The organism is Paradesertivirga mongoliensis (assembly GCF_024436395.1).
Classification (GTDB): domain Bacteria; phylum Bacteroidota; class Bacteroidia; order Sphingobacteriales; family Sphingobacteriaceae; genus Paradesertivirga; species Paradesertivirga mongoliensis.
In genome coordinates this window covers 579,370-601,885 of the sequence record NZ_JAFMZO010000004.1, presented here as the reverse complement: position 1 = coordinate 601,885, position 22,516 = coordinate 579,370, and the positions used below count along the sequence as shown (strand labels likewise).

Sequence of the window (22,516 nt, the reverse complement as noted above, 5' to 3'; positions counted from 1 at the left end):
TAGAAATTATGAACAGAAATAAAATTATATGGTTTTTTGCCTCGCTATGTATTATAGTTTCGGCAAGCTGTAAAAAAGACTTCCTGGAAGAGAAACGTGATTTAAATGGCGAGAACGAGCAAGTATTCAAAGATCCTGTGCTTGCCCAGTCATATGTCGATTATATGTACTACTCATTTCAGCCTGGAGATAATGCAGCAGCATTCTCATGGGAATTGGCCCATGGAGATGCCTTTTCAAGAACAACCGAAGAATTCGCAGGACAAACGGATTGGAACAGGGTATGGTCAAAAATCGACTATAATCAAAATCATGCCTCAAAATACTTTGGCGAGAAATTGCCTACAGGTGGGCCTAAAAATAATCCTTACACAAGAATCAAACAGATTAATATCTTTTTAAGTGAAATTGATAAATATGGTTTGCCAGAGAAATTGCGTGAGGAACTGAAAGGACAAATGTTGTTCTGGCGTGCTTTTCAATATTTTGATCTGGTAAGACTATATGGAGGAGTACCACTAATACTAGAACCTCAAAATCCAATTGTAATAGAAGGGGCGGCTAGTATTGAAGTGCCTCGTAGTAAATCCTCAGAGGTCATCGAGCAGATCGTAGCAGATCTGGACGCTGCCACCGAATTTCTTCCTCCTAACTGGGGAAACAGTGATTGGGGTAGAATTACAAGCGGTGGAGCTGCTGCCTTGAAAGGCCGCGTTCTTTTAACCTGGGCTAGTCCGCAATTTAATCGTAACGATGACAGAGCTCGCTGGCAGAGAGCTTATGATGCTAACCTTGCTGCAAAAAATTTGTTAGAAGCTAGCGGATTTGGTTTATACAAAAAAGGAAGCCTCGCTAATGCAACAGCATGGGAAAAAATGTTTTTTGAGGAATACAATAATCCGGAAGCCGTAATCATAACTGGTTTCAATAGTGTCATCTCAGATCAGGTACAGAAAAATAACGGTTGGGAACAAGCTGCACGTCCGAGAGAAATTGAGGGAGCAGGATCTTTATCTCCAACTAAGCAAATTATGGACGCGTTTCCTATGAAAGATGGGAAAGACCGCAATAGTTCAACATATACGTATGATCCAAATAAGTTTTATAAGAACCGTGATCCCCGTTTTTACAAAACATTTGCATATAACGGGTCGCATTGGCCCTTTAACGAAGACAAAAATTACAGGCTCTGGACTTATAGCTGGTTTTCTGCAGCAAGTAAAGCCACTCCGGATAAAACTACTGAAACTGCGGGCTCAAACAGCAGCGGAATTTATATAAGAAAAGGAACAAATCCAGATGCAAGTAACTCCCGCGGGGATTTTGGTTACAGCGGTACCGATTTTATGGAGATGCGTTTCGCTGAAGTGGTTTTAAATCTGGCTGAATCCGCGATTGGAATAGACAAACTTTCTGAAGGTTTAACATTAATCAAGTCAATAAGAGAGCGTGCCGGTGTTGAGAACTTAGATCTCGCTTATGGCTTAAGTAATGTTGTTACCCGTGATCAACATTTTGCGGCAGCTATTAACGAACGGAAAATTGAATTTGCTTTTGAAGGAAAACGCTTCTGGGATTTACGCCGCTGGATGCTATTCGATGACGAGTTTGGTACATTAACTCGTCTTGGTATGGATCCTTTAAATGGTACCCGACGAACTGGAATCTGGATTTACGTGAAAAAAGATGATGGAAGTAAATATGTTGAAGTGACTAAGCCTGATCCTACGACGGATCCGAAAGTTATAGGGGATCCTATGCTGGTAAATAGCCGCGGTGTTGTTCCGGTAATCTCACGTGAGCCAGCTGCTTATCCTCCAGGTATAACTACCTTCGACGAATATCTAGATTATCTATACGATAACCATTTTGTAGTTATCGAAAAAGATAATCTTGATCCTACCAACAACAATTGGAAGTTTAAATGGTACAAGGAATACTATTTCTTGGGTATCAATAAAAGTATATTAGATGTATCACCTTATCTTGAACAAACTCAAGGATGGAATAGCGTGAACGGAGCAGGAACTTTCGACCCATTGCAATAGTTGCTTTTTAAGTTAAAAAAAGGGGGCGCATGCTCCCTTTTCTTTTTTGACCTTCCAAATTGTGTTCTGTAACATTCTTGATGAAGCTAATATCCTACAGCACCATGAGAAAATTCTACAGAAAATAAAGTCCTTTTCGGCTGATATTTGATATTACTATAACGTTGTAGCCGGTTAAACTTAACTCAATGCCACGTCACACACCGAGACATTTTCATTTTGCAGCTAAAGTATTTATAGTTCTTATAGCTTCTTATCAAGTGTCCGTTTTTCAATCTTGTTCGAAATCGTACGGCGTAAATCCGGCCAATACGGTGTCCTACCTGAATAGCAATGGATACACAAAAACTGAAAAGTGCGTTTACAGTATAGATCCTCTTAAAAGCAGACTGGAAAGATCCGAAAAACAATTACGATACTTTGAATCTGCTTAAATAATAGCCATGATGAAATATTTTAAATTTATAAACTTCGGTGTCCTTCTTTTTTTGCTTAGCGCGTCTGCACCGCTGGTAGCTCAGACCGCCAAAACTGCTAAGGAAGAAAAAATCGCCTATAAGAAGGTACTAGAAGAGCGCGCAGATAAAATCGTTCAAAGCCTCGATGTCACCGGAAAATCGAAATCAACCAAGGTAAGAGAGCTAATCGCAGATCAATATTTCGCCCTGAATACTATCCAGAAAAAGCGAGATGAGCAATTAAAAGCTATTGGCAATACCAATCCTGCTAGGACCGCAGCAATTAAAAGTTCGGCCGAGCTGGAACTTAAAAAATTACACACTCAATATCTGTCTAAACTAGGCCGCCATTTATCTCAGGCCCAGATCGAAAAAGTTAAAGATGGCATGACGTACAACGTTGTCCCTCTTACGTTTGCCAATTACCTGCTGCAAACGCCCTACCTTACACAAACCCAGCAGGATAAAATAAAAGGTCTTCTGGTTGAAGCCCGTGAGCTTGCTATGGATGGTAGTTCTTCAAAAGAAAAGCATGCCTGGTTCGGAAAGTATAAAGGTAAGATTACCAACTATCTGGCTGCGGAAGGATTCGACATGAAGAAGGAGAGTGCCGACTGGGCTAAAAGAAGAGATAAAAGCTCAACAGCTATCGAGATTGTTCAATCAAATAAAGTAACAAAAGCTCTTGATATTAAAGACAAATCGCAAAGCGAGGCCGTCAGAAATCTAGTCGCTCATCAATACCAAAAGATACAGGAAATGATAGCGGAGCGGGATGCCAAAATGAAGGCAGCCAGTCAGCAGCCAAAGAGTAAAGAAGAAACCGATAAGGCAGCTTCTGATATTTGGGCCAGCTATCAAACACAGCTTCACGACCAACGCAAGTTATTCCTTAAGAAGCTTTCGACTTTAGTGGATTCGAACAGGGTTGAACTTGCCCAGAATGAAATGACCGACCATCGGTTACAGCAAGAGTATACTCATTTCCAGGCCTTGTTGCCAAACCTCAGTACAGAGCAAAAGAAACAGGTCTACGATTATTTATCAGAGGCCCGGGATAACGCCATGAATGTTTTGGACGAAGGTGACCGCCTTAAATGGTTTATCAAATTCAGAGGAAGGGCGAATAATTATCTGGCCAAAGCGGGTTACAATCTGCGCAAAGCCACAGAAGAACTGGAAGCAAAACTTCAGACCGAAAAGATAAAGTAGTTAGAAATATACACATCCAAATAATATAAAGCATGAATAAAGTTTTAAAACGTTCTTTTCTACTTGCGGGCCTATGCGGAATAGGACTCACAAGTTTTGCGCAGTATCCAAAGGTTCCGGAGGCAGTCGGCCGTGCATCGGCTGCTATGATGGATCAAGCTCGTAAACAATCAGATATTGCCTGGCAAAAAGCTCTTCCGATCATTGAAGCCGAAGCCAGACAAGGAAAACCATATATTCCATGGGCCGGACGTCCGTCAGATTTACCTCAGGCTTCAATCCCGGCGTTCCCTGGTGCAGAGGGGGGCGGTGCCTTTTCCTTTGGTGGTCGTGGTGGTAAAGTTTACGTGGTAACCAGTTTGGCCGATAGCGGTCCGGGTACATTACGTGAGGCCGCCGAACAGGGTGGTGCACGTACTATTGTTTTCAACGTAGCCGGTATCATCCGTTTGAAAAGTCCGCTGATCATTCGCGCACCATATATCACAATAGCAGGACAAACAGCACCCGGTGATGGTGTTTGTGTAGCCGGTGAATCAATATGGATCAATACGCATGATGTGGTGATCCGTTACATGCGTTTCAGAAGGGGAGAGACCAATGTGGGTCGCCGCGATGATGCGATAGGTGGAAATCCGATAGGAAACATCATGATCGACCACGTTTCTGCCAGCTGGGGATTAGACGAAAACATGTCGATGTACCGCCATATGTATAATGACAGCACCGGCAAGGCAGAAGAAAAACTGGGTACGGTGAACCTTACCATCCAAAACTCTATTTTCTCTGAAGCATTGGATACCTGGAATCACGCTTTTGGAAGCACATTAGGTGGCGAAAATGCTACTTTCATGCGTAATCTTTGGGCCAACAACGCAGGAAGAAACCCTTCCATCGGCTGGAATGGTTTATTCAATTTTGCCAATAACGTTGTATTTAACTGGGTACACAGATCTACAGATGGCGGCGACTATAAAGCCACTTTTAATATCATAAACAATTATTACAAACCAGGACCTCTTACGCCAAATACGCCGCTTCGCTACCGTATTCTTAAGCCAGAATCAGGAAGAAGCAAATTGCCGTATGTCGTTTTCGGCAGAGCGCATGTACAAGGAAATATCGTTGAAGGAAATGCAGACGTCACAGCTGATAACTGGAACGGTGGCATCCAGGTAGAAGGTAAAGATGGAGAATTGATGAGCCACAGTGCAGCCAAGCCATATTTCGCTGCTATGAAAGTGGATAAGCCTTTCCCAATGCCTCCGGTTGCTATACTTCCCACGATGCAGGCTTATAACTTCGTTTTAAACAACGCGGGGGCTTCCTTGCCTAAGCGTGATCCGGTAGATACCAGGGTTATTGAGCAGGTGAGAACCGGAAAGATCGTTACACCTAAAAACGTAAAGCTTCCTGCAACTCAATTCGAACATCGCAGATTGCCTATCGACTCTTATAAAGGTGGTATTATCACCGATATCAGTCAGGTAGGCGGATATCCTGAATATAAAGGAAAACCTTATAAAGATTCTGATAATGATGGTATGCCTGATAACTGGGAATCTCAAAACGGATTAAACCCTAAAGATGCTTCAGACGCAAGCCTGGATAAAAATAATGATGGCTATACAAATATCGAAGAATATTTAAATAGCGTGGTTGCAGTTGCTACTGTGAAACCTTAAGACTTCATTGGTTAGTTGGTTTATGGGGAGCTGGTTACTCCCCATTTTTTTTGATTTCAAGAGCTTTTGTGTATGGTAAAATGCTATAATAGCATGAGAAAATAATACAGTATATCGGGGCTTTTAACCTTATTTTTGTATATAGTTTATATGTTCTAATCATTAAATAACCTTTAGAGAAAGCTTGCTTAGGTAATAAGCTTTAAACTATTCGGTTTAACACAAGCTATTTCGAATTTTTAAACTCGATTCATGACGAACAAAATATTTAAAGGGCTGCTTAGCCTTCTTATTGTAGCATCTAGTCAGGCGGTCTTCGCCCAGTATCCTACCATCCCTCCAGCTTTGGAAAAGCAAGGCGATTCTGCCTTAAATGAAGTTAAAAAACTGTCGGACATAGCATGGGCAAATGCATTGCCTCAAGTTGAAAAAGAAGCTAAAGCCGGTAAACCATTTATTCCATGGGCTGCAAAGCCTTCGGATCTTCCGCAATCTCCCGTGGCTGCCTTTCCTGGCGCTGAGGGCGGAGGCGCATACTCCTTCGGTGGCCGGGGCGGTAAAGTATACGTTGTAACCAATCTTAACGATAGCGGAAAAGGTAGTTTTCGCGAAGCCTGTGAACAGGGAGGTGCGAGGATTGTAGTTTTTAACGTAGCCGGAATTATTCGTTTAAATTCTCCTGTAATCATACGGGCACCGTATATCACTATAGCCGGACAATCTGCGCCTGGTGATGGAATTTGCATTGCAGGGGAATCGGTTTGGATAAATACACACGATGTGGTGATCCGTTATATCAGATTCCGCCGTGGCGAAACGAACGTGTTGAGGAGAGATGATGCCATTGGAGGTAATCCGGTGGGAAATATCATCATCGACCATGTTTCAGCAAGCTGGGGATTAGACGAAAATATGTCGATGTATCGCCACGTATATGATGCAGGCGATGGAAAACAGCAAAAGCTTCCGACAGTGAACATCACCATCCAGAATTCTATCTTTTCTGAAGCATTAGACACCTATAATCATTCCTTCGGAAGCACACTTGGTGGCCTGAACAGCACCTTTATGCGTAATTTATGGGCAAATAATATCAGCAGGAATCCATCCATCGGTATGTATGGCGATTTTGGATTTGTAAACAACGTGGTGTTTAACTGGTGGAACCGCTCAGCTGATGGCGGCGACAATAATTCTTTATACAATTTTATCAATAACTATTACAAACCAGGTCCGATGACACCGCGTGACAAGCCAATTGGGCATCGTATTCTAAAACCTGAATCTGGTCGCTCTCAGGATAAAAAGACGCTTTACGGTAAAGTATACGTTAGTGGTAATATCATTGAAGGAAACGAGCGGGTCACAAAAAACAACTGGGACGGCGGTGTTCAGATCGAAGATATGCCCGATGCAGGCAGATACACCGATAGTATCCGGGTTAACCAGCCTATGCCAATGGCAAAGGTCTCCATCATACCTGCTCAGGATGCCTATAATTACGTTCTGAAAAATGTAGGAGCGAGTTTACCCAAAAGAGATCCGGTTGATTCCAGGATCATCGAAACTGTGAAAACAGGGAAAATATATTACAAAGAAGGCGGTAAAACCGATGTAGGCAAAGAGTTTATCAAACGTCGTCTGCCGTCAGACTCTTACAAATCAGGTATAATTACAGATATCAGCCAGGTTGGCGGATACCCCGAGTATAAAGGAACTCCTTACAAGGATTCGGATAATGATGGGATGCCTGATGCCTGGGAAGTAAAAAACAAATTGAATCCTAAAAACGCCGCTGATGCCAGCATGGACGGAGATAAAGACGGATACAGCAATATCGAAGAATATTTGAATGGTTTAGTTCAATTGAACACAGTTAAACCACTATAATAACACAGCGTAGATGATTTTCAAAGTCACCAGCCTTCTTAAGTTTAGTTTTTTTACAGGTGTTTTGGCCTGTAACACGCTTGTATTGGCTCAAAAGCCGAAACCAGCACCAGAACCGGTTGCTTTTAAGGAAGGTAAACTAGTTTATCATCCGAACGAAAAAGGTGACAGGATTCCCGACTTCTCTTTTGCAGGATACAAGGCAGGCGAAGAAGCCATTCCGACTGTTCATGTAAAAGTTTTCGTTCCTTTTAAACAGGGTGATGCTACCTTAAGAATTCAATCAGCGATTGACTATGTTTCATCTCTGCCTGTAGATAAAAATGGCTTCCGTGGAGCAGTTTTACTGGATAAAGGTTTGTTTTCCGTTGGAGGATCACTTAAAATCAACGCTTCGGGTGTTGTTCTTCGTGGAAGCGGCGCTGGAGAAAATGGTACAACAATTTTAGGAACAGGCTTAAGCCGGGAGACTTTGATTTCGGTCGCAGGAGAAGCCGATAAACGTAATTCGACCGAACAAAAGATTGCTGAGGCGTATGTTCCTGTAAATGCGATGAAAGTCTCGGTTGTAAATGTAAACGGCCTTAAAGTCGGAGATTACATCCAAATCCGCCGCCCTTCCACTCAAACCTGGATTGATAAGCTAGGAGCCGGCCATTTTGGTGGTGGAGAAACCTATCTGGGATGGAAACCCGGTCAGCGTGATATTTTTTGGGATAGAAGAGTTACCGCCATCAATGGTTCCACTATATCTTTTGATGCCCCTCTAACAAATGCCCTTGATACCGCTTTTGGCGGAGGATTTATTGCCAAATACACCTGGGCGGGTCGTATTAACAATATCGGAATTGAAAATCTTCAACTTAAATCCGCCTATAATCCCGCCAATCTGAAGGATGAAGATCATCGCTGGATGGCTATTTCGTTCGAAAATGTAGTCGATGCCTGGGTTAGGCAAACGGAGTTCCGTCATTTTGCCGGTTCTGCAGTATTTGTTCAGGAAAGCGCAAAGCGGATAACCGTTGAGGATTGTAAATCACTGGAGCCTGTTTCAGAAATTGGCGGACAACGGCGTTATACGTTCATCACCGAAGGTCAGCAAACTCTTTTTCAACGACTGTATGCAGAAGGTGGTTATCACGATTTTGCTGTGGGATATCGCGCTCCCGGACCTAACGCGTTTGTTCAGTGCGAATCGCGTTTGCCATACAGTTTTAGCGGCACGATCGACAGCTGGGCTTCGGGGGTTTTATTCGACATTGTTAATGTAGACGGGCAGGCTTTGAGTTATTCCAATCGCTGGCTTGCTGGCCAGGGTGCCGGCTGGACTGCGGCAAATAGTGTTTTTTGGCAGTGCTCTGCCAGTCGCGTAGACAATTACGCACCTCCAACCGCTCAGAACTGGGCCTTCGGTACCTGGGCACAGTTTTTTGGCGATGGTTATTGGGCAATGTCTAACGAACATATCAGACCTCGCAGTCTATATTATGCCCAATTGCAAGATCGTCTGGGCGATAAAGTCCAATCACGGATTCAGCTATTAACCATGGATACGGAAGCTTCCAGCAGTCCGTCTGTAGACGTTGCTATGGCGCTAACTGCCAAGGCGGCTAAACCTCTTCCAATTTTGTCGGATTTTATCGACCAGGCAGCGTCGAGAAATCCGATCACTATAAGCACCAAAGGGGTAAAGACTATCGATCAGATCGGTCTTAGGAAAATTACTACCTCAGGAAAAGCCGGAGAATTTAAAGTTCAAAACGGTTTGCTGGTTCGTGATAACACTTTAATTACCGGCAAGCGTCGCGATATACGCTGGTGGAGCGGAAGCTCACGCCCTCACGGCTTAGCCGGAGCAACGCCTCATGTTACCCGTTTCGTGCCGGGAAAAACCGGAAGAGGATTAACCGACGATCTTGAAACGATGTCCGACAGTATGAAGCTGAACAACATTGTGGCTTTAGAACATAACTATGGTTTGTGGTACGACCGCCGCCGGGACGATCACGAACGTGTGAGAAGGATGGACGGAGAGGTTTGGCCCCCATTTTATGAGCAGCCTTTTGCCCGCAGCGGACAAGGAACAGCCTGGGATGGACTAAGCAAATACGACCTTACAAAATACAATAACTGGTATTGGAACCGACTCAAAGAGTTTGCAAACCTGGCAGATCAAAAAGGTTTGGTGTTGATACATGAGAACTACTTTCAGCACAATATTATCGAAGCTGGTGCTCATTATGCAGATTTTCCGTGGCGACCAGCTAACAACATTAACAATACCGGTTTCCCTGAACCTGTGCCGTATGCGGGCGATAAAAGAATTTTTATGGCCGAGCAGTTTTACGACATCAGCCATCCCGCAAGAAGAGAGTTGCACAAAGCCTATATCAGAAAATGCCTCGACAATTTCGCAGCTAACTCCGGGGTAATTCAATCGATCAGTGCAGAATATACCGGCCCGCTTCACTTTGTACAGTTCTGGCTGGATGTTATCAAAGAGTGGGAAAGAGAGAAAGGGAAAAATGCCTTAGTTAGCTTAAGTACAACCAAGGATGTTCAGGATGCGATTCTTGCAGACAAAGACAGAGCATCGGTAGTCGACATGATCGACATCAAGTATTGGCACTATCAGGCAGATGGCAGCGCTTATGAACCTAAAGGCGGGCAGAATTTGGCGCCAAGGCAACATGCACGTTTGTTAAAGCCGAAGAAATCTTCGTTCGAACAGGTTTACCGTGCGGTTAGAGAATACCGGGATAAATATCCTGAAAAGGCAGTGCTCTATTCGGCAGATAACAGCGAAGAATTCGCACTTGCTTCTTTTCTTGCAGGAGGTTCTTTAGCAGCTGTCGCTGATCTTCCGAAACGTATGCTGCAACAAGCAACTGACATGGAGCCTGTGAAAGATAAAAACGGTGTGATGGGCTTGGGCAATAAAGAAAACGCAATTATTTATAATCCCGGTGCCGACTCCCTGCCGGTTGACTTTAGCCAAACTTCAGGAACTTTTAACCTGTCCTGGGTCGACTTAAGAACAGGAGCAATCGTAAAAGAGGACAGGAATAAGAGCGGTAAGGATATTATTCATTTTAAAAAGCCCCAGGGGGGAAATCTCATTCTGTGGGTATCTAAAAACTAAATATGCTAAGAAATATATCTCTCGTTGGTTTATTAATTATCGGATTACTGGCTTGTAATTCGCAAAAAGAAATTACAACTGATGCCGGTTTACAGGCTTTAAGGGTTTCGGAGAACGGACGCTTTTTAGTGACCGCTGATGGCGAACCCTTTTTCTGGCTGGGCGACACCGGCTGGCTTTTATTCAATAAACTAAAACGTGAAGAAGCGGATACATATCTTGAGAACAGAAGAGAAAAAGGCTTTAATGTAATCCAGGCGATGGTTTTGCACGATGTGCCTAACTCGGTAAATGCTTATGGAGATTCAGCACTGGTAAACCTGGATGTGGCAAAACCCGATACAACTCAGGGTAATTCATTTGCGGACTCGACACAATATGATTTCTGGGATCATATCGATTATATCATCGATAAAGCAGCAGAAAAAAACATCTATATGGCCCTCGTTCCGGTTTGGGGATCAAATGTTAAAGGCGGTCATGTTGATCAGAAGCAAGCAAAAGCTTATTCAGAGTTTTTAGCAAAACGGTATAAAGACCGGACAAACATCATCTGGTTAAATGGTGGCGATATCCCGGGAAGTGATTCATTGGACGTATGGAAAGTAATCGGCTCAACCATCAAACAAATTGATACTGCACATTTAATGACCTTTCATCCAAGAGGCAGAACTGCGTCTTCTGAGTGGTTCCACAATGAAGAGTGGTTAGATTTCAACATGGTGCAATCTGGCCATAGAAGATATGATCAGGATACATCGGCAAAAGAGAAGCGTCACTTCGGCGAAGATAACTGGAAGTTTATGGATTATGACTATGCCTTGAGTCCGGTGAAACCTACCATCGATGGCGAACCTTCGTATGAAATGATCCCGCAAGGGTTACACGATACTACGGAAGTGCTCTGGAAGGATTACGATGTAAGAAGATATGGCTATTGGTCGGTTTTCTCAGGAGCGTTTGGATACACTTACGGACATAACTCGGTGATGCAAATGCATCAACCAACAGATACTACAAGCGCTTATGGTTCGAAAGAAATGTGGACATCTGCAATCAACGCTCCAGGTGCGGGGCAGATGATACATTTAAAGAATCTGATGCTTTCCCGCCCATTTTTGGAGCGTGTGCCTGATCAGTCTCTGATTGCCGGACAAAACGGAGAGAAGTACAATCGCCTGTTGGCTACCAGAGGGAAAAATTATGCCTTTATATACGCCTATACCGGCCGAAACATTAACGTTAATATGGGCAAAATAGAAGGGGAGAAGGTTAAAGCTTCATGGTTTAATCCGCGTGATGGAAAAACTACTACCATAGGGGAGTTTGAAAATAAGGGTACCAAGGAATTCAATCCTCCGGGCGATGAAAAGCCTGGGAATGATTGGGTGTTGATACTCGATAGTCTGTAGTGATGGATTTTTAGCGGTTGGTGGGGACACCAACCACGGCGCTGGAATCCGGTGTTGGTGTCCCCACCAACATCTGTAGAAGATCTCTCCCGTAGTCGAGAGGACACAACGTAAAAAGAAACAGATTGAAAAGAGATAAAGCTCAAGTGTAAATGAAAAGATATTTAGTGATATTAATTGTCGTTTTTCTGTCTTCCTGCTCAAAAGAAGTGTATCTATTCTCTTCTTTTCATGAGCCCGCAGATCAGGGCCTGCGCTTCCTTTACAGCTATGACGGCTATAAATGGAATGATCTTAATAAAGTGTATTTAAAACCCGAGATCGGAAATCAGAAAGTAATGCGCGACCCATCTATCGTAAAAGGACCTGACGGAACTTTTCACCTGGTGTGGACAAGCAGTTGGAAAGGCGATAAAGGCTTTGGTTATGCCAGTTCGAAAGATCTGGTTAACTGGTCTGAACAGAAGTTCCTTCCGGTAATGGAGCACGAACCAACAACAGTGAATGTTTGGGCACCAGAGTTGTTTTACGATCAGGATAATGAGCAATTTATTATTATCTGGGCTTCAACAATTCCATTTCGTTTCCCGAAAAAACTGGAAGAAGAAGATAACAACCACCGGATGTACTATACCACTACAAAAGATTTTAAATCATTCAGTCCGACCAAGCTTTTTATCGATCCGGGATTTAGTGTGATCGATGCCGTAATTGTAAGGCGAAAAGCAAATGATTTTGTGCTGGTACTGAAAGATAACACTCGCCCTATGCGCAACATTAAAGTAGCTTTTGGAACTTCAGCTGTAGGCCCTTATACTAATGTTTCGGAACCCTTTACAGGTAATTTTACAGAGGGTCCATCCGTTGCTAAAGTAGGCGATGAGTATCTGATTTATTTCGATTCCTACCGGGATAAAAAGTACGGAAGCGTTAAAACCAGCGATTTTAAAACCTTTACAGATGCTTCCGGCCAGACCAGTGTCCCGGTAGGGCATAAACACGGAACCATTTTCAAGGCGAATAAAGCGATTTTAAAAGGATTACAGAGAACTGCGGGTATCGATACCGCAAAGGTGAATAAGTAATGATGGATTTAAAATATAACAAAGGTTTAATTTTTCTTCTTGGCGCTCTAAGCTTTACACAGCTCCAGGCACAGGATACAGTACGATATACCGGTACGACAATTTCCAATGTAGATTATCACCACGGACAGCTAAGTCCGGCAGTTGGTGTACATAACATTCAGGTTTTTAGAGCGAACAGAGAACGGCCCGAACTAAATGATGGCTTTAGCTGGACCTATAACCACGCACCTATGCTGGCATACTGGAATAATACTTTCTTTCTCGAATATCTAAGCGATCCGGTGGGCGAACATATTCCACCAAGCCAAACCTTGCTGCATACTTCAAAGGATGGCTACAACTGGTCTAAACCGACAATATTATTTCCTCCCTATAAAATTCCGGATGGCTGGAAAAAAGAGGGATATCCGGGAGTAGCAAAAGATTTGTATGCCACCATGCATCAGCGGGTAGGCTTTTATGTTTCTAAAAAAAATAGGTTAATTTCTCTGGCTTATTACGGCATCGCAATGGATGCTAAAGATGATCCAAATGATGGGAAAGGAATCGGCCGGGTGGTTCGCGAGATTAAAAAAGACGGGAGCTACGGACCGATTTATTTCCTGCGCTACAACTCGACATGGGATCCGAAGAAGTCGCAATATCCTTTTTACACCAAAAGTAAAGACAAAGGTTTTGTTCAAGCCTGCAATGAAATCCTCGCCAACCCATTGATGATGCAGCAAATGGTGGAGGAAGCGGATAGAAACGATCCTTTAATTCCGTTTAAGCGCCCCGTTAAAGCCTTAAGTTATTACCATTTGCCAGATGGCAGAGTGGTTGGATTGTGGAAACACGCCTTAACTTCAATCAGCGCAGACGGCGGCAGATCATGGAAATACGATCCGCTTCGGGCGCCTGGATTTGTAAATAGTAATGCTAAGATCTGGGGGCAACGTACTTCTGACGGACGTTTTGCTACAGTATATAATCCTTCGGAGTTTCGCTGGCCACTGGCGGTTTCTACCAGTGATAACGGACTGGACTATAAAGACCTATTGTTAGTAAACGGTGAGATTTCTCCCATGCGTTATGGCGGTAATTATAAGTCGTACGGTCCTCAATACATCCGCGGTATTCTCGAAGGAAATGGAAATCCTCCTGATGGTAAAATGTGGCTAACCTACAGCATGAATAAAGAAGACATGTGGGTCGCTGGTGTTCCTATTCCTGTGGTTTCTACTGTCTCTTCGCATGCAAATGAGAATTTCGGTCAGTTTACAAAGTTATCAGACTTGAAATTGTGGAATATCTACAGTCCGCTTTGGGCTTCTGTAAAAATCGAAAAAACAGCGGATGGTAGTAATGCTTTAACCTTACGGGATAAGGACCGCTACGACTACGCCAAGGTTGAGAGAGTTATTCCTTCATCAAAGAAGGTGGCTGTAGAATTTTCAATCATTCCGGCGCAAGCCGATAAAGGAAGTTTGCAAATCGAATTCACCGACGCTAAAGGTCAGGCTGCTTCAAGATTAATTTTTGATGCTGAGGGTGAGTTTCAGGCGAAAGTCGGTTACAGAAATTCAGGCATAATGAAATACGAAGCGGGCAAGCAGTATGATATCCGCATAGAACTTGATCGCGATAAGCGAATTTATAATGTATTGGTTAATGGCCAGAGCAGAGGAGCGAAGATTCAATTCGCACAGGTTCCATCGTTTGAACGGGTAGTTTTCCGTACCGGCGATGTTCGCCGCTTTCCAGACGCGGATACACCAACTGATCAGAGCTACGACTTGGAAAATCCCGGGACACCGGTTGCTGAAGCTGTATATTATATAAAGTCGTTTAAAACCTCTGCTTATTAAGATGTTAAGATCTGCATTTATCATATTCGCACTTCTGTTTTCAGCCGGTCTGGAAGCGAAAGTAATATTGCCCCGGATTTTGGGGCACGGTATGGTATTGCAGCAAAAAAAGCCTTTAACCATTTGGGGGACGGCATCGCTCGGCGAGCAGGTGACAGTGGAATTTGCCGGTCAGACGAAGAAGGCCCTCGCCGATGCTTCGGGAAAATGGAGCGTGGTTTTAAAGCCATTGAAAGCTTCGTCGAAACCATCTTCACTGGTCATTTCAGGGACAAATACTATTAAGCTTGATAATATACTTGTAGGAGAGGTATGGCTCTGTTCCGGGCAATCGAACATGGAATACACCATGCGCAAAAACAGTAAAGTAAAAAGCCGGCCAATTGTGAATGGCTATAGCCCCGCAGATGAATTGAACTACGCAAAGAATGATAACATCCGGATATTTTTAGTGAACCGGAAAGAGCTAATTAAGCCAGATCCTTTACATAGGGGCTGGAGTGTGGCACGTGACTCTGCTTTGCGTTCTTTTTCTGCGGCTGGGTATTTCTTCGCAAAAGAGCTTTACAAGAATTTGAATACCCCTATCGGGATTATTTCTTCCGCCGTTCCGGGAAGCGCTTTAGAGCCATGGGTTCCGGCCAATGCTTTTGTAGAGTCGCCAAGGTTTAAAGATCAAAAGGTTGGCAACGATCCGGGGAAATTCTATGATCCGATGATAGCTCCGCTTATTCCTTTTGCGATAAAGGGATTTTTATGGTATCAAGGGGAAACCAACTGTTTTCTTAAAGAAACTCTGAGCTATACCTATAAAATGGAAACGCTGATTAATAGTTGGAGAACAGCCTGGGACGACAAGAAACTTCCATTTTACTATGTGCAAATAGCCCCCTTCAAATATTCTGAATCAAAAGGGAAAGTTGCCCTGACAAAAGAGACACTTCCAGAGTTCCGGGAAGCTCAGACACTGGCTCTGAATATTAAAAATACCGGAATGATAGTTACAACCGATCTGGTAGATAATCTGGACGATATTCATCCTGGATTTAAGTGGGAAATAGGCCGGCGACTGGCTCTCGTTACTTTGACTAAGAGTTACGGGTTCAAACAAATAGTCGCATCAGGACCGGTTTTTCATAAAATGAAGGTGAAAGGCAATAAGGCGCAGCTTAGCTTCAATACAGCTGGATCTGGTTTGATGAGTAAAGATGGCCAGCCGCTTTCGCACTTTCTGATAGCGGGTAATGATGGTGAATTTTTTCCCGCGCAAGCGATAATAGAACAAGAAAAACTTATTGTTTGGTCAGATAAAGTTGCTAATCCAACGGCGGTTCGGTTCGCCTGGGATGAAACAGCGCAGCCAAATTTTTATAACAAGGAGGGATTGCCGGCGAGGCCTTTTAGAAGCGATAATCCTTTACTAAGTCAATATTCGAAGATAGATTAATGAATAAAGTATACTTCCATATTATTTGTTTTGCCATTTGGTTCCTGTCGTTCTGCCCGGTAATGGCGCAGCAGACTCAGAAACTATATCTTTCTGGCACAGGTAACGATAACACTGTGCAATGGGATTTTATGGTTTCGGCGGGGATGAATGCAGGCAAATGGTCGAAAATTGCAGTGCCCTCCAACTGGGAATTGCAGGGCTTTGGCAAATACGACTACGGCTTTACAAAAGATAGCATTAGGGGTAAGGAGAGTGGCTTTTATAAACACACGTTTAATGTTCCCGCAGGTTGGAAGGGACGAAAAGTAAACATTGTTTTCGAAGGTTCCATGACCGATACCGAGGTTAAAGTAAACGGTAAACAGGCTGGCGAAATACATCAGGGTGCTTTTTATTCATTTAAATACGATATTAGCCAGTTGCTTAATTATGGAAAATCCAATCTCCTGGAGGTTAGCGTTGCCAAGCATTCGGCCAACCCATCGGTTAATGAAGCAGAACGCAAAGCTGATTTCTGGATCTTCGGCGGAATTTTCAGACCGGTTTTCCTGGAATCGCTTCCGGTAAGCCACATTGAACGGGTTGCAATAGATGCGAAAGCAAACGGATTGTTCAAGGCTCAGGCATTTCATTCTTCAAAGGCTGATAGAATCACCGTACAATTGTATACATCTGACGGAAAGAAATTCGGCGCTGCACTAAGCAAACCAATCAGCAATTCGTCTTCTACCTTAATTTCCGGCAGGTTTGCTTCTCCAAAATTATGGTCTTCAGAGTTTCCGAACCTTTATAAAGCGGTCTTCACACTTTACCAGGGAGGTAAGGCTGTTCATACCATAAATCAAAAAATAGGTTTCCGCACTATTGAAGTAAAGCAACGTGATGGCGTTTATGTCAACGGATCTAAAATCAAGTTTAAAGGCGTAAACCGCCATTCATTCTGGCCAACGTCGGGCAGAACGTCCAGCAAAGATCTTAGCATCAAGGAAGTTAACCTGATGAAAGACATGAACATGAACGCTGTTCGTATGGCTCATTATCCTCCCGACGATCACTTTCTAGAAGTCTGTGATTCTCTGGGATTATATGTGATGGACGAACTCGCGGGATGGCACGGACATTATGATACTCCAACCGGTACCAAATTGGTAAAGGAAATGCTAGATCATGACGTGAATCATCCATCAATCGTTTTCTGGGCTAATGGTAACGAAGGTGGGCATAATCGTGAACTAGATCGTTTGTTCACAGAATTGGATATTCAAAAGCGCCCGGTTTTGCACCCCTGGGAAGATTTTAATGGCTTTGATACTCAGCATTACCGCGAGTACAATTACGGGATAGGGAACTATATGCATGGCCACAGCATTGTTCTTCCCACCGAGTTCTTACATGGTCAATTTGACGGCGGACACGGAGCAAGTCTGGAAGACTACTGGAAAGAAATGCTTTACCATCCTAAAGCTGCAGGAGGCTTTTTATGGGATTTTGCCGACCAGGGGGTGGTTCGTACGGATAAGAACGGGGAACTCGATACGGATAAATTCAGAGGCGCCGACGGAATAGTAGGACCTTATCATGAAAAAGAAGGAAGTTATTTCACGATAAAAGAAGTTTGGAGTCCGGTGTTTTTTGAGCGCAGGGATATCGTACAAGGTTTTGATGGTGTTTTTAACGTCGAGAACCGATATCATTTCACCAATCTTAATCAATGCAAATTCCGCTATACGTTCCAAAGTCTTAAAAATAAAGCTGCTGAGACTGGAGCTATTCCGGCGCCAAATGTTAAGCCTTTCGAAAAAGGTACATTAAAAGTAAAATTCCCGGCCGACTGGAAGAAGTATGATGTTTTATACATCACCGCTACAGATCCGCACAACCGGGAACTTTTTACATGGAGCTTCCCAATTACCTTACCTCAGGAAGAAGCAAAACGACTGGTGGTAAAAGACGGAAATTCTCAGGTAACCATTACTGAGGCCGATACCACCTACAATGTTTCTGTTAACGGCATTAAGCTCGGATTCAGCAAACGTACAGGGATTCTTCAACGGGTAGAAAATTCAAAAGGTGTGATCCCTTTTACCAACGGACCAATTGTTCAGGAAGGTGCAACGAACTTCCAGAATATTAAACACCGGATGGAAGGTACAAATCTTATTATCGAATCAACCTTCGACAGAAAATCGGCTTACAATACCTTACAGTGGACGGTTTATCCTTCAGGATGGATTAAACTGAATGTAAAGTATTTCCCTGCGGAATACCTGACAAACTTCGTCGGTATCAATTTCTCTTTCCCTGAAGCGAAGATCAAGGGAGTCGAGTATATGGGTAATGGGCCTTACCGCGTTTGGCGGAACCGCTTAAAAGGAAACCAGTTTGGCATTTGGAACAAGGCATATAACAGCACCGAAACTGGCGAGCAATGGGTATATCCCGAATTTAAAGGATATCATTCGAATATGTACTGGTGTAAATTCATCACTACAGATCAATCTTTTTCGGTGGTTACCGAGAATGAGGATTTATTCCTGCGCCTGTTTACTCCAGCCTGGAAAACCGACCAGTGGCATAATTACGAACCGATATTTCCTTCAGGAGATATCTCATTTATGCAAGGAATTCCGGGTATTGGCACAAAAACCCAGCGTGCCGACAGAAGTGGCCCCATGGCTGGAAAGAATGTGTTTTACGACTACGAGAAAGAGCCTGCAAGGGCCTTGAACATGACATTATACTTTGACTTTACAGGACGATAAGATGAAATTATTTAAAGGGCTTCTTATTCTGATGACAACGCTCAGTCTCACATCATTCAAAACGAATGAAGTGCTGGTAGTTGTACAGAACCTTCGTATCGAGATGTTGTCAAACCCTACCGGGATTGACGTGCTCCAACCAAGGTTGAGCTGGGAAACGGTTTCCCTGCAAAGGGGAACAGAGCAAATAGCTTTTCAGATCCTGGTAGCCTCGACAGCAGAAAAGCTTTGGACCAATGAGGGAGACCTTTGGAATTCGGGAAAGGTTAATTCAAGCGCATCGCAGTATGTAAAATATACGGGAAAACCTTTGAATAAAGGTGAGAAGGCTTTTTGGAAAGTTAAGGTCTGGACGAATAAAGGCGAATCAGATTGGAGCCAAAACGCTTCATGGACACTTGGTTTACATCAGTACAAAGACTGGGAAGGCCGTTGGATTGGCTTTGATCGCTATTTTCCATGGGATAACGCCGATCAGCCAAGGTTATCTGCACGATATTTCCGAAAAGAATTTGCTACCACTAAACCCGTTAAATCGGCCACTGCATCCATTATTGGATTAGGGTTATACGAACTTTACATTGATGGAAAAAAGATCGGCGACCAGGTTCTTGCTCCGGCACCGACCGATTACACACAAAATATAAAGTACAACACTTTCGATGTTACGCAGCAACTGAAAGAGGGGAAGCACGCTATCGGCGTAATTCTGGGTAACGGTCGCTTTTTTGAAATGCGTCAAACCAAAGCGTACAAACAGAAGACTTTCGGTTTTCCTAAGTTATTGATGCAGGTAAATATTGTCTATGCCGATGGTAGCAAATTAACTGTCAAAACAGACGAGAGCTGGAAAGGTACAGCCAATGGCCCCATTCTGGCAAACAATGAATACGACGGTGAGGATTATGACGCCCGCAAGGAAATGCCAGGCTGGAACCAGTCCGGATTTAATGAGCAAGCCTGGTTGAAGCCTGAATATGTACAAGAACCAGGCGGTACCTACGAAGCCCAAATGAATCAGTTTATGAAGGTGATGCAGGACGTTGCGCCGGTTTCCATCACTAAACGGCCCAATGGGAATCACATTATAGACTTTGGACAAAACATGTCGGGCTGGGTAAAATTCCGCGTAAAAGGCGAAAAAGGCCGCAAGCTGACTTTGAAATTCGCAGAGTCGCTGCAGCCGAATGGTGAGTTGTTTATTGCCAATCTGCGCGATGCGAAAACTACTGATACCTATATTTTAAAGGGACAGGGTATTGAAGAATGGGAACCGCGTTTCGTGTACCATGGATTTAGATATGTGGAAGTTAGTGGTTATCCCGGTACACCGTCTAAAAATGATTTTACAGCACGTTTTGTGTATGATGATATGCAAACTGTAGGCTCGTTCGAGAGCTCAAACCCTCTTCTTAACCAAATCCACCAGAATTCCTGGTGGGGAATAGCCTCGAATTATAAAGGTATGCCGGTAGACTGTCCGCAACGAAACGAGCGCCAACCATGGCTGGGCGACAGGCCTACGCAGGCTTACGGAGAAAGTTTCTTGTTTGACAATACGGCTTTGTACAATAAGTGGCTTCAGGATATCAGGTATGCTCAAAAACCTGATGGGGCTATCCCCGATGTTGCACCGGCTTTCTGGCGCTATTACAGCGATAATATGACCTGGCCGGGCACACTTCTTATGATTTCCGACATGCTTTATCGTCAAACCGGTGATATTTCGGTGTTGCATACTAATTACCCGGCAATGAAGAAGTGGTTGCTTTATATGCACTCCAGATATTTAAACGACGAGGGAATTCTTACAAAAGATAGTTATGGCGACTGGTGCGCCCCGCCCGAGAGTATTGAAGCAGGGCGTGGTGTGAATGCGGATCAGAAACATCCAAGCATGTTAATCGCGACAGCCTACTACTACCATTACTTAAACATGATGTCCCGTTTTGCTAAACTGACTGGCAACGACGCTGATATAGCCTCATTTGAAGCGCTTGCTTCTGTTGCTAAAACTGCCTTCAATAAAAAATTCTATAACGAGAAGGGGTATTACGGTGAAAATAAGCTTACTGATAATCTTCTTGCGGTTCATTTCGGATTAGTGGAGGATCAGAACAAGGATAAAGTACATCGCGAAATCGCAAACATCATCGAAGTTAAAAACAAAGGTCATCTGAGCACAGGACTTGTCGGTACCCAGTGGTTAATGCGCACACTTTCAGATATCGGCAGAGCGGATCTGGCTTATACGATTGTTTCAAAGAAAACTTACCCTTCCTGGGGATATATGATTGAGAATGGCGCTACCGCGATCTGGGAACTTTGGAACGGCAATACTGCTAATCCTAAAATGAACTCACAAAACCATGTGATGATGCTGGGTGATCTGATGGTGTGGTATTATGAAAACTTACTTGGTATTAAGTCAGACTATTCGAATCCTGGCTTTAAGCAGATCATCATGAAACCAGAAATGATTGAAGGACTCAATTATGCCAAGGGAAGTTATAAATCGCCCTACGGTTTAATAAGCAGCGACTGGAAGAAAGACGGGAAGGCTTTCGCCTGGAAGATTACGGTTCCGGCAAATACAAAAGCTTTGGTATATGTCCCGGCAAACTCAGCGGATGCTGTCTCTGAATCAGGAAAGAAAGCCGGTTCTGCTGCTGGAGTGAAATTTATTAAAATGGAGAGTAACAGGGCCGTATATGAACTTGGCTCAGGAGTTTACTCTTTTAATTCATCGATATAGTTAATAGTGCAAAAAGATAAAACCATGAAAAGAACTTTAAAATCAGGGATTTTTAGCGCGGCAATAGTAACCGCTACCATGCTGTCGTTCGACGCATTTAGTCAGGCGCCGGCTGCGCCGAAAACAGAAACCATGTCGCCCGAGGCTCGGATAAAATCGGACGCGGGCATGGATGCAAAGGCCGACGAATGGGTTAAGTCTTTAAGTCTTAACGATGCAGCAAAAGAATCGAGGCTTAAACAGCTTATTTCTAACCATCTGAAAACTACTCGCGACTGGCACAATGAGCATCCATACACGACGGTTCCGGCTGGAATTAATCCGGTAACGGGAACAAAGCTTTCCAATCTGGACCGACAAGTTATCGCTAACTCGGCCATGCCTGTCAGTATTCATCAAGACCTGATGAGTGGCTTAAGAAAAGATTTAAGTGAAGAGCAGGTAGAACTTATTTTGGATAAATATACTATCGGTAAGGTTGCTTTTACTATGAAAGGATATCAGGCCATTGTGCCAAATATTACCGCAGAAGAGGAAGCAACCATCCTGAAGTTCTTAAAACAGGCTCGTGAACAGGCGATAGACTTTAAAAACATGGAGCAGATCTCGGCCATCTTTGAGATCTATAAAACCAAGTCAGAGCAGTATCTAAACTCAAACGGACGGAACTGGAAACAGATGTATAAAGATTATACTAACATGGTAAAGGCGAAAAAAGCTGCTGATGCTGCGGCTGCGGCAGAGAAAAAGAATAAGTAGAAGTATAA

General features: G+C 43.6%; 12 protein-coding genes. All 12 read left to right on the top strand.

The window, feature by feature from the left end:
• Nucleotides 1–8 precede the first annotated feature (8 nt).
• The 12 genes from J3P43_RS18085 (at nucleotide 9) to J3P43_RS18030 (ending at nucleotide 22,508) form a co-directional block, all read left to right on the top strand.
• Nucleotides 9–2,048 carry a RagB/SusD family nutrient uptake outer membrane protein gene (locus J3P43_RS18085; RefSeq protein ID WP_255905063.1) on the top strand — a complete coding sequence of 680 codons (2,040 nt, stop codon included), beginning with the start codon at nucleotides 9–11 and terminating at the stop codon, nucleotides 2,046–2,048.
• A gap of 443 nt (nucleotides 2,049–2,491) precedes the next feature.
• Nucleotides 2,492–3,718: a DUF3826 domain-containing protein gene (locus tag J3P43_RS18080; RefSeq protein ID WP_255905062.1), complete on the top strand. Its 1,227-nt coding sequence runs from the start codon at nucleotides 2,492–2,494 to the stop codon at nucleotides 3,716–3,718.
• 32 nt (nucleotides 3,719–3,750) lie between these two features.
• Nucleotides 3,751–5,403, top strand: a complete 1,653-nt coding sequence (locus tag J3P43_RS18075) for a pectate lyase family protein (protein ID WP_255905061.1) — start codon at nucleotides 3,751–3,753, stop codon at nucleotides 5,401–5,403.
• Between the two features lie 252 nt (nucleotides 5,404–5,655).
• Nucleotides 5,656–7,293 (top strand): pectate lyase family protein, encoded by a 1,638-nt coding sequence (locus tag J3P43_RS18070; protein WP_255905060.1) that lies wholly within the window; start codon nucleotides 5,656–5,658, stop codon nucleotides 7,291–7,293.
• 13 nt (nucleotides 7,294–7,306) lie between these two features.
• The gene (locus J3P43_RS18065; RefSeq protein WP_255905059.1) at nucleotides 7,307–10,435 is read left to right on the top strand and encodes a DUF6298 domain-containing protein; all 3,129 of its coding nucleotides are present in this window, start codon (nucleotides 7,307–7,309) and stop codon (nucleotides 10,433–10,435) included.
• Nucleotides 10,436–10,437: 2 nt separating this feature from the next.
• A complete protein-coding gene (locus tag J3P43_RS18060) occupies nucleotides 10,438–11,847 on the top strand; it encodes a glycoside hydrolase family 140 protein (RefSeq protein WP_255905058.1) in 1,410 nt (469 codons plus the stop codon).
• A 152-nt stretch (nucleotides 11,848–11,999) separates the two neighbouring features.
• Nucleotides 12,000–12,932: a glycoside hydrolase family 43 protein gene (locus J3P43_RS18055; protein WP_255905057.1), complete on the top strand. Its 933-nt coding sequence runs from the start codon at nucleotides 12,000–12,002 to the stop codon at nucleotides 12,930–12,932.
• A complete protein-coding gene (locus J3P43_RS18050) occupies nucleotides 12,932–14,782 on the top strand; it encodes a sialidase family protein (protein ID WP_255905056.1) in 1,851 nt (616 codons plus the stop codon). Before J3P43_RS18055 ends, J3P43_RS18050 begins: the two co-directional genes overlap by 1 nt.
• A gap of 1 nt (nucleotide 14,783) precedes the next feature.
• A complete protein-coding gene (locus tag J3P43_RS18045; RefSeq protein WP_255905055.1) occupies nucleotides 14,784–16,229 on the top strand; it encodes a sialate O-acetylesterase in 1,446 nt (481 codons plus the stop codon).
• Nucleotides 16,229–18,994: a glycoside hydrolase family 2 protein gene (locus J3P43_RS18040; protein WP_255905054.1), complete on the top strand. Its 2,766-nt coding sequence runs from the start codon at nucleotides 16,229–16,231 to the stop codon at nucleotides 18,992–18,994. Before J3P43_RS18045 ends, J3P43_RS18040 begins: the two co-directional genes overlap by 1 nt.
• A gap of 1 nt (nucleotide 18,995) precedes the next feature.
• On the top strand, nucleotides 18,996–21,749 hold the full coding sequence (locus J3P43_RS18035) for an alpha-L-rhamnosidase (RefSeq protein WP_255905053.1): 2,754 nt from the start codon (nucleotides 18,996–18,998) through the stop codon (nucleotides 21,747–21,749).
• A 24-nt stretch (nucleotides 21,750–21,773) separates the two neighbouring features.
• Nucleotides 21,774–22,508, top strand: a complete 735-nt coding sequence (locus J3P43_RS18030) for a DUF3826 domain-containing protein (RefSeq protein ID WP_255905052.1) — start codon at nucleotides 21,774–21,776, stop codon at nucleotides 22,506–22,508.
• Nucleotides 22,509–22,516 lie beyond the last annotated feature (8 nt).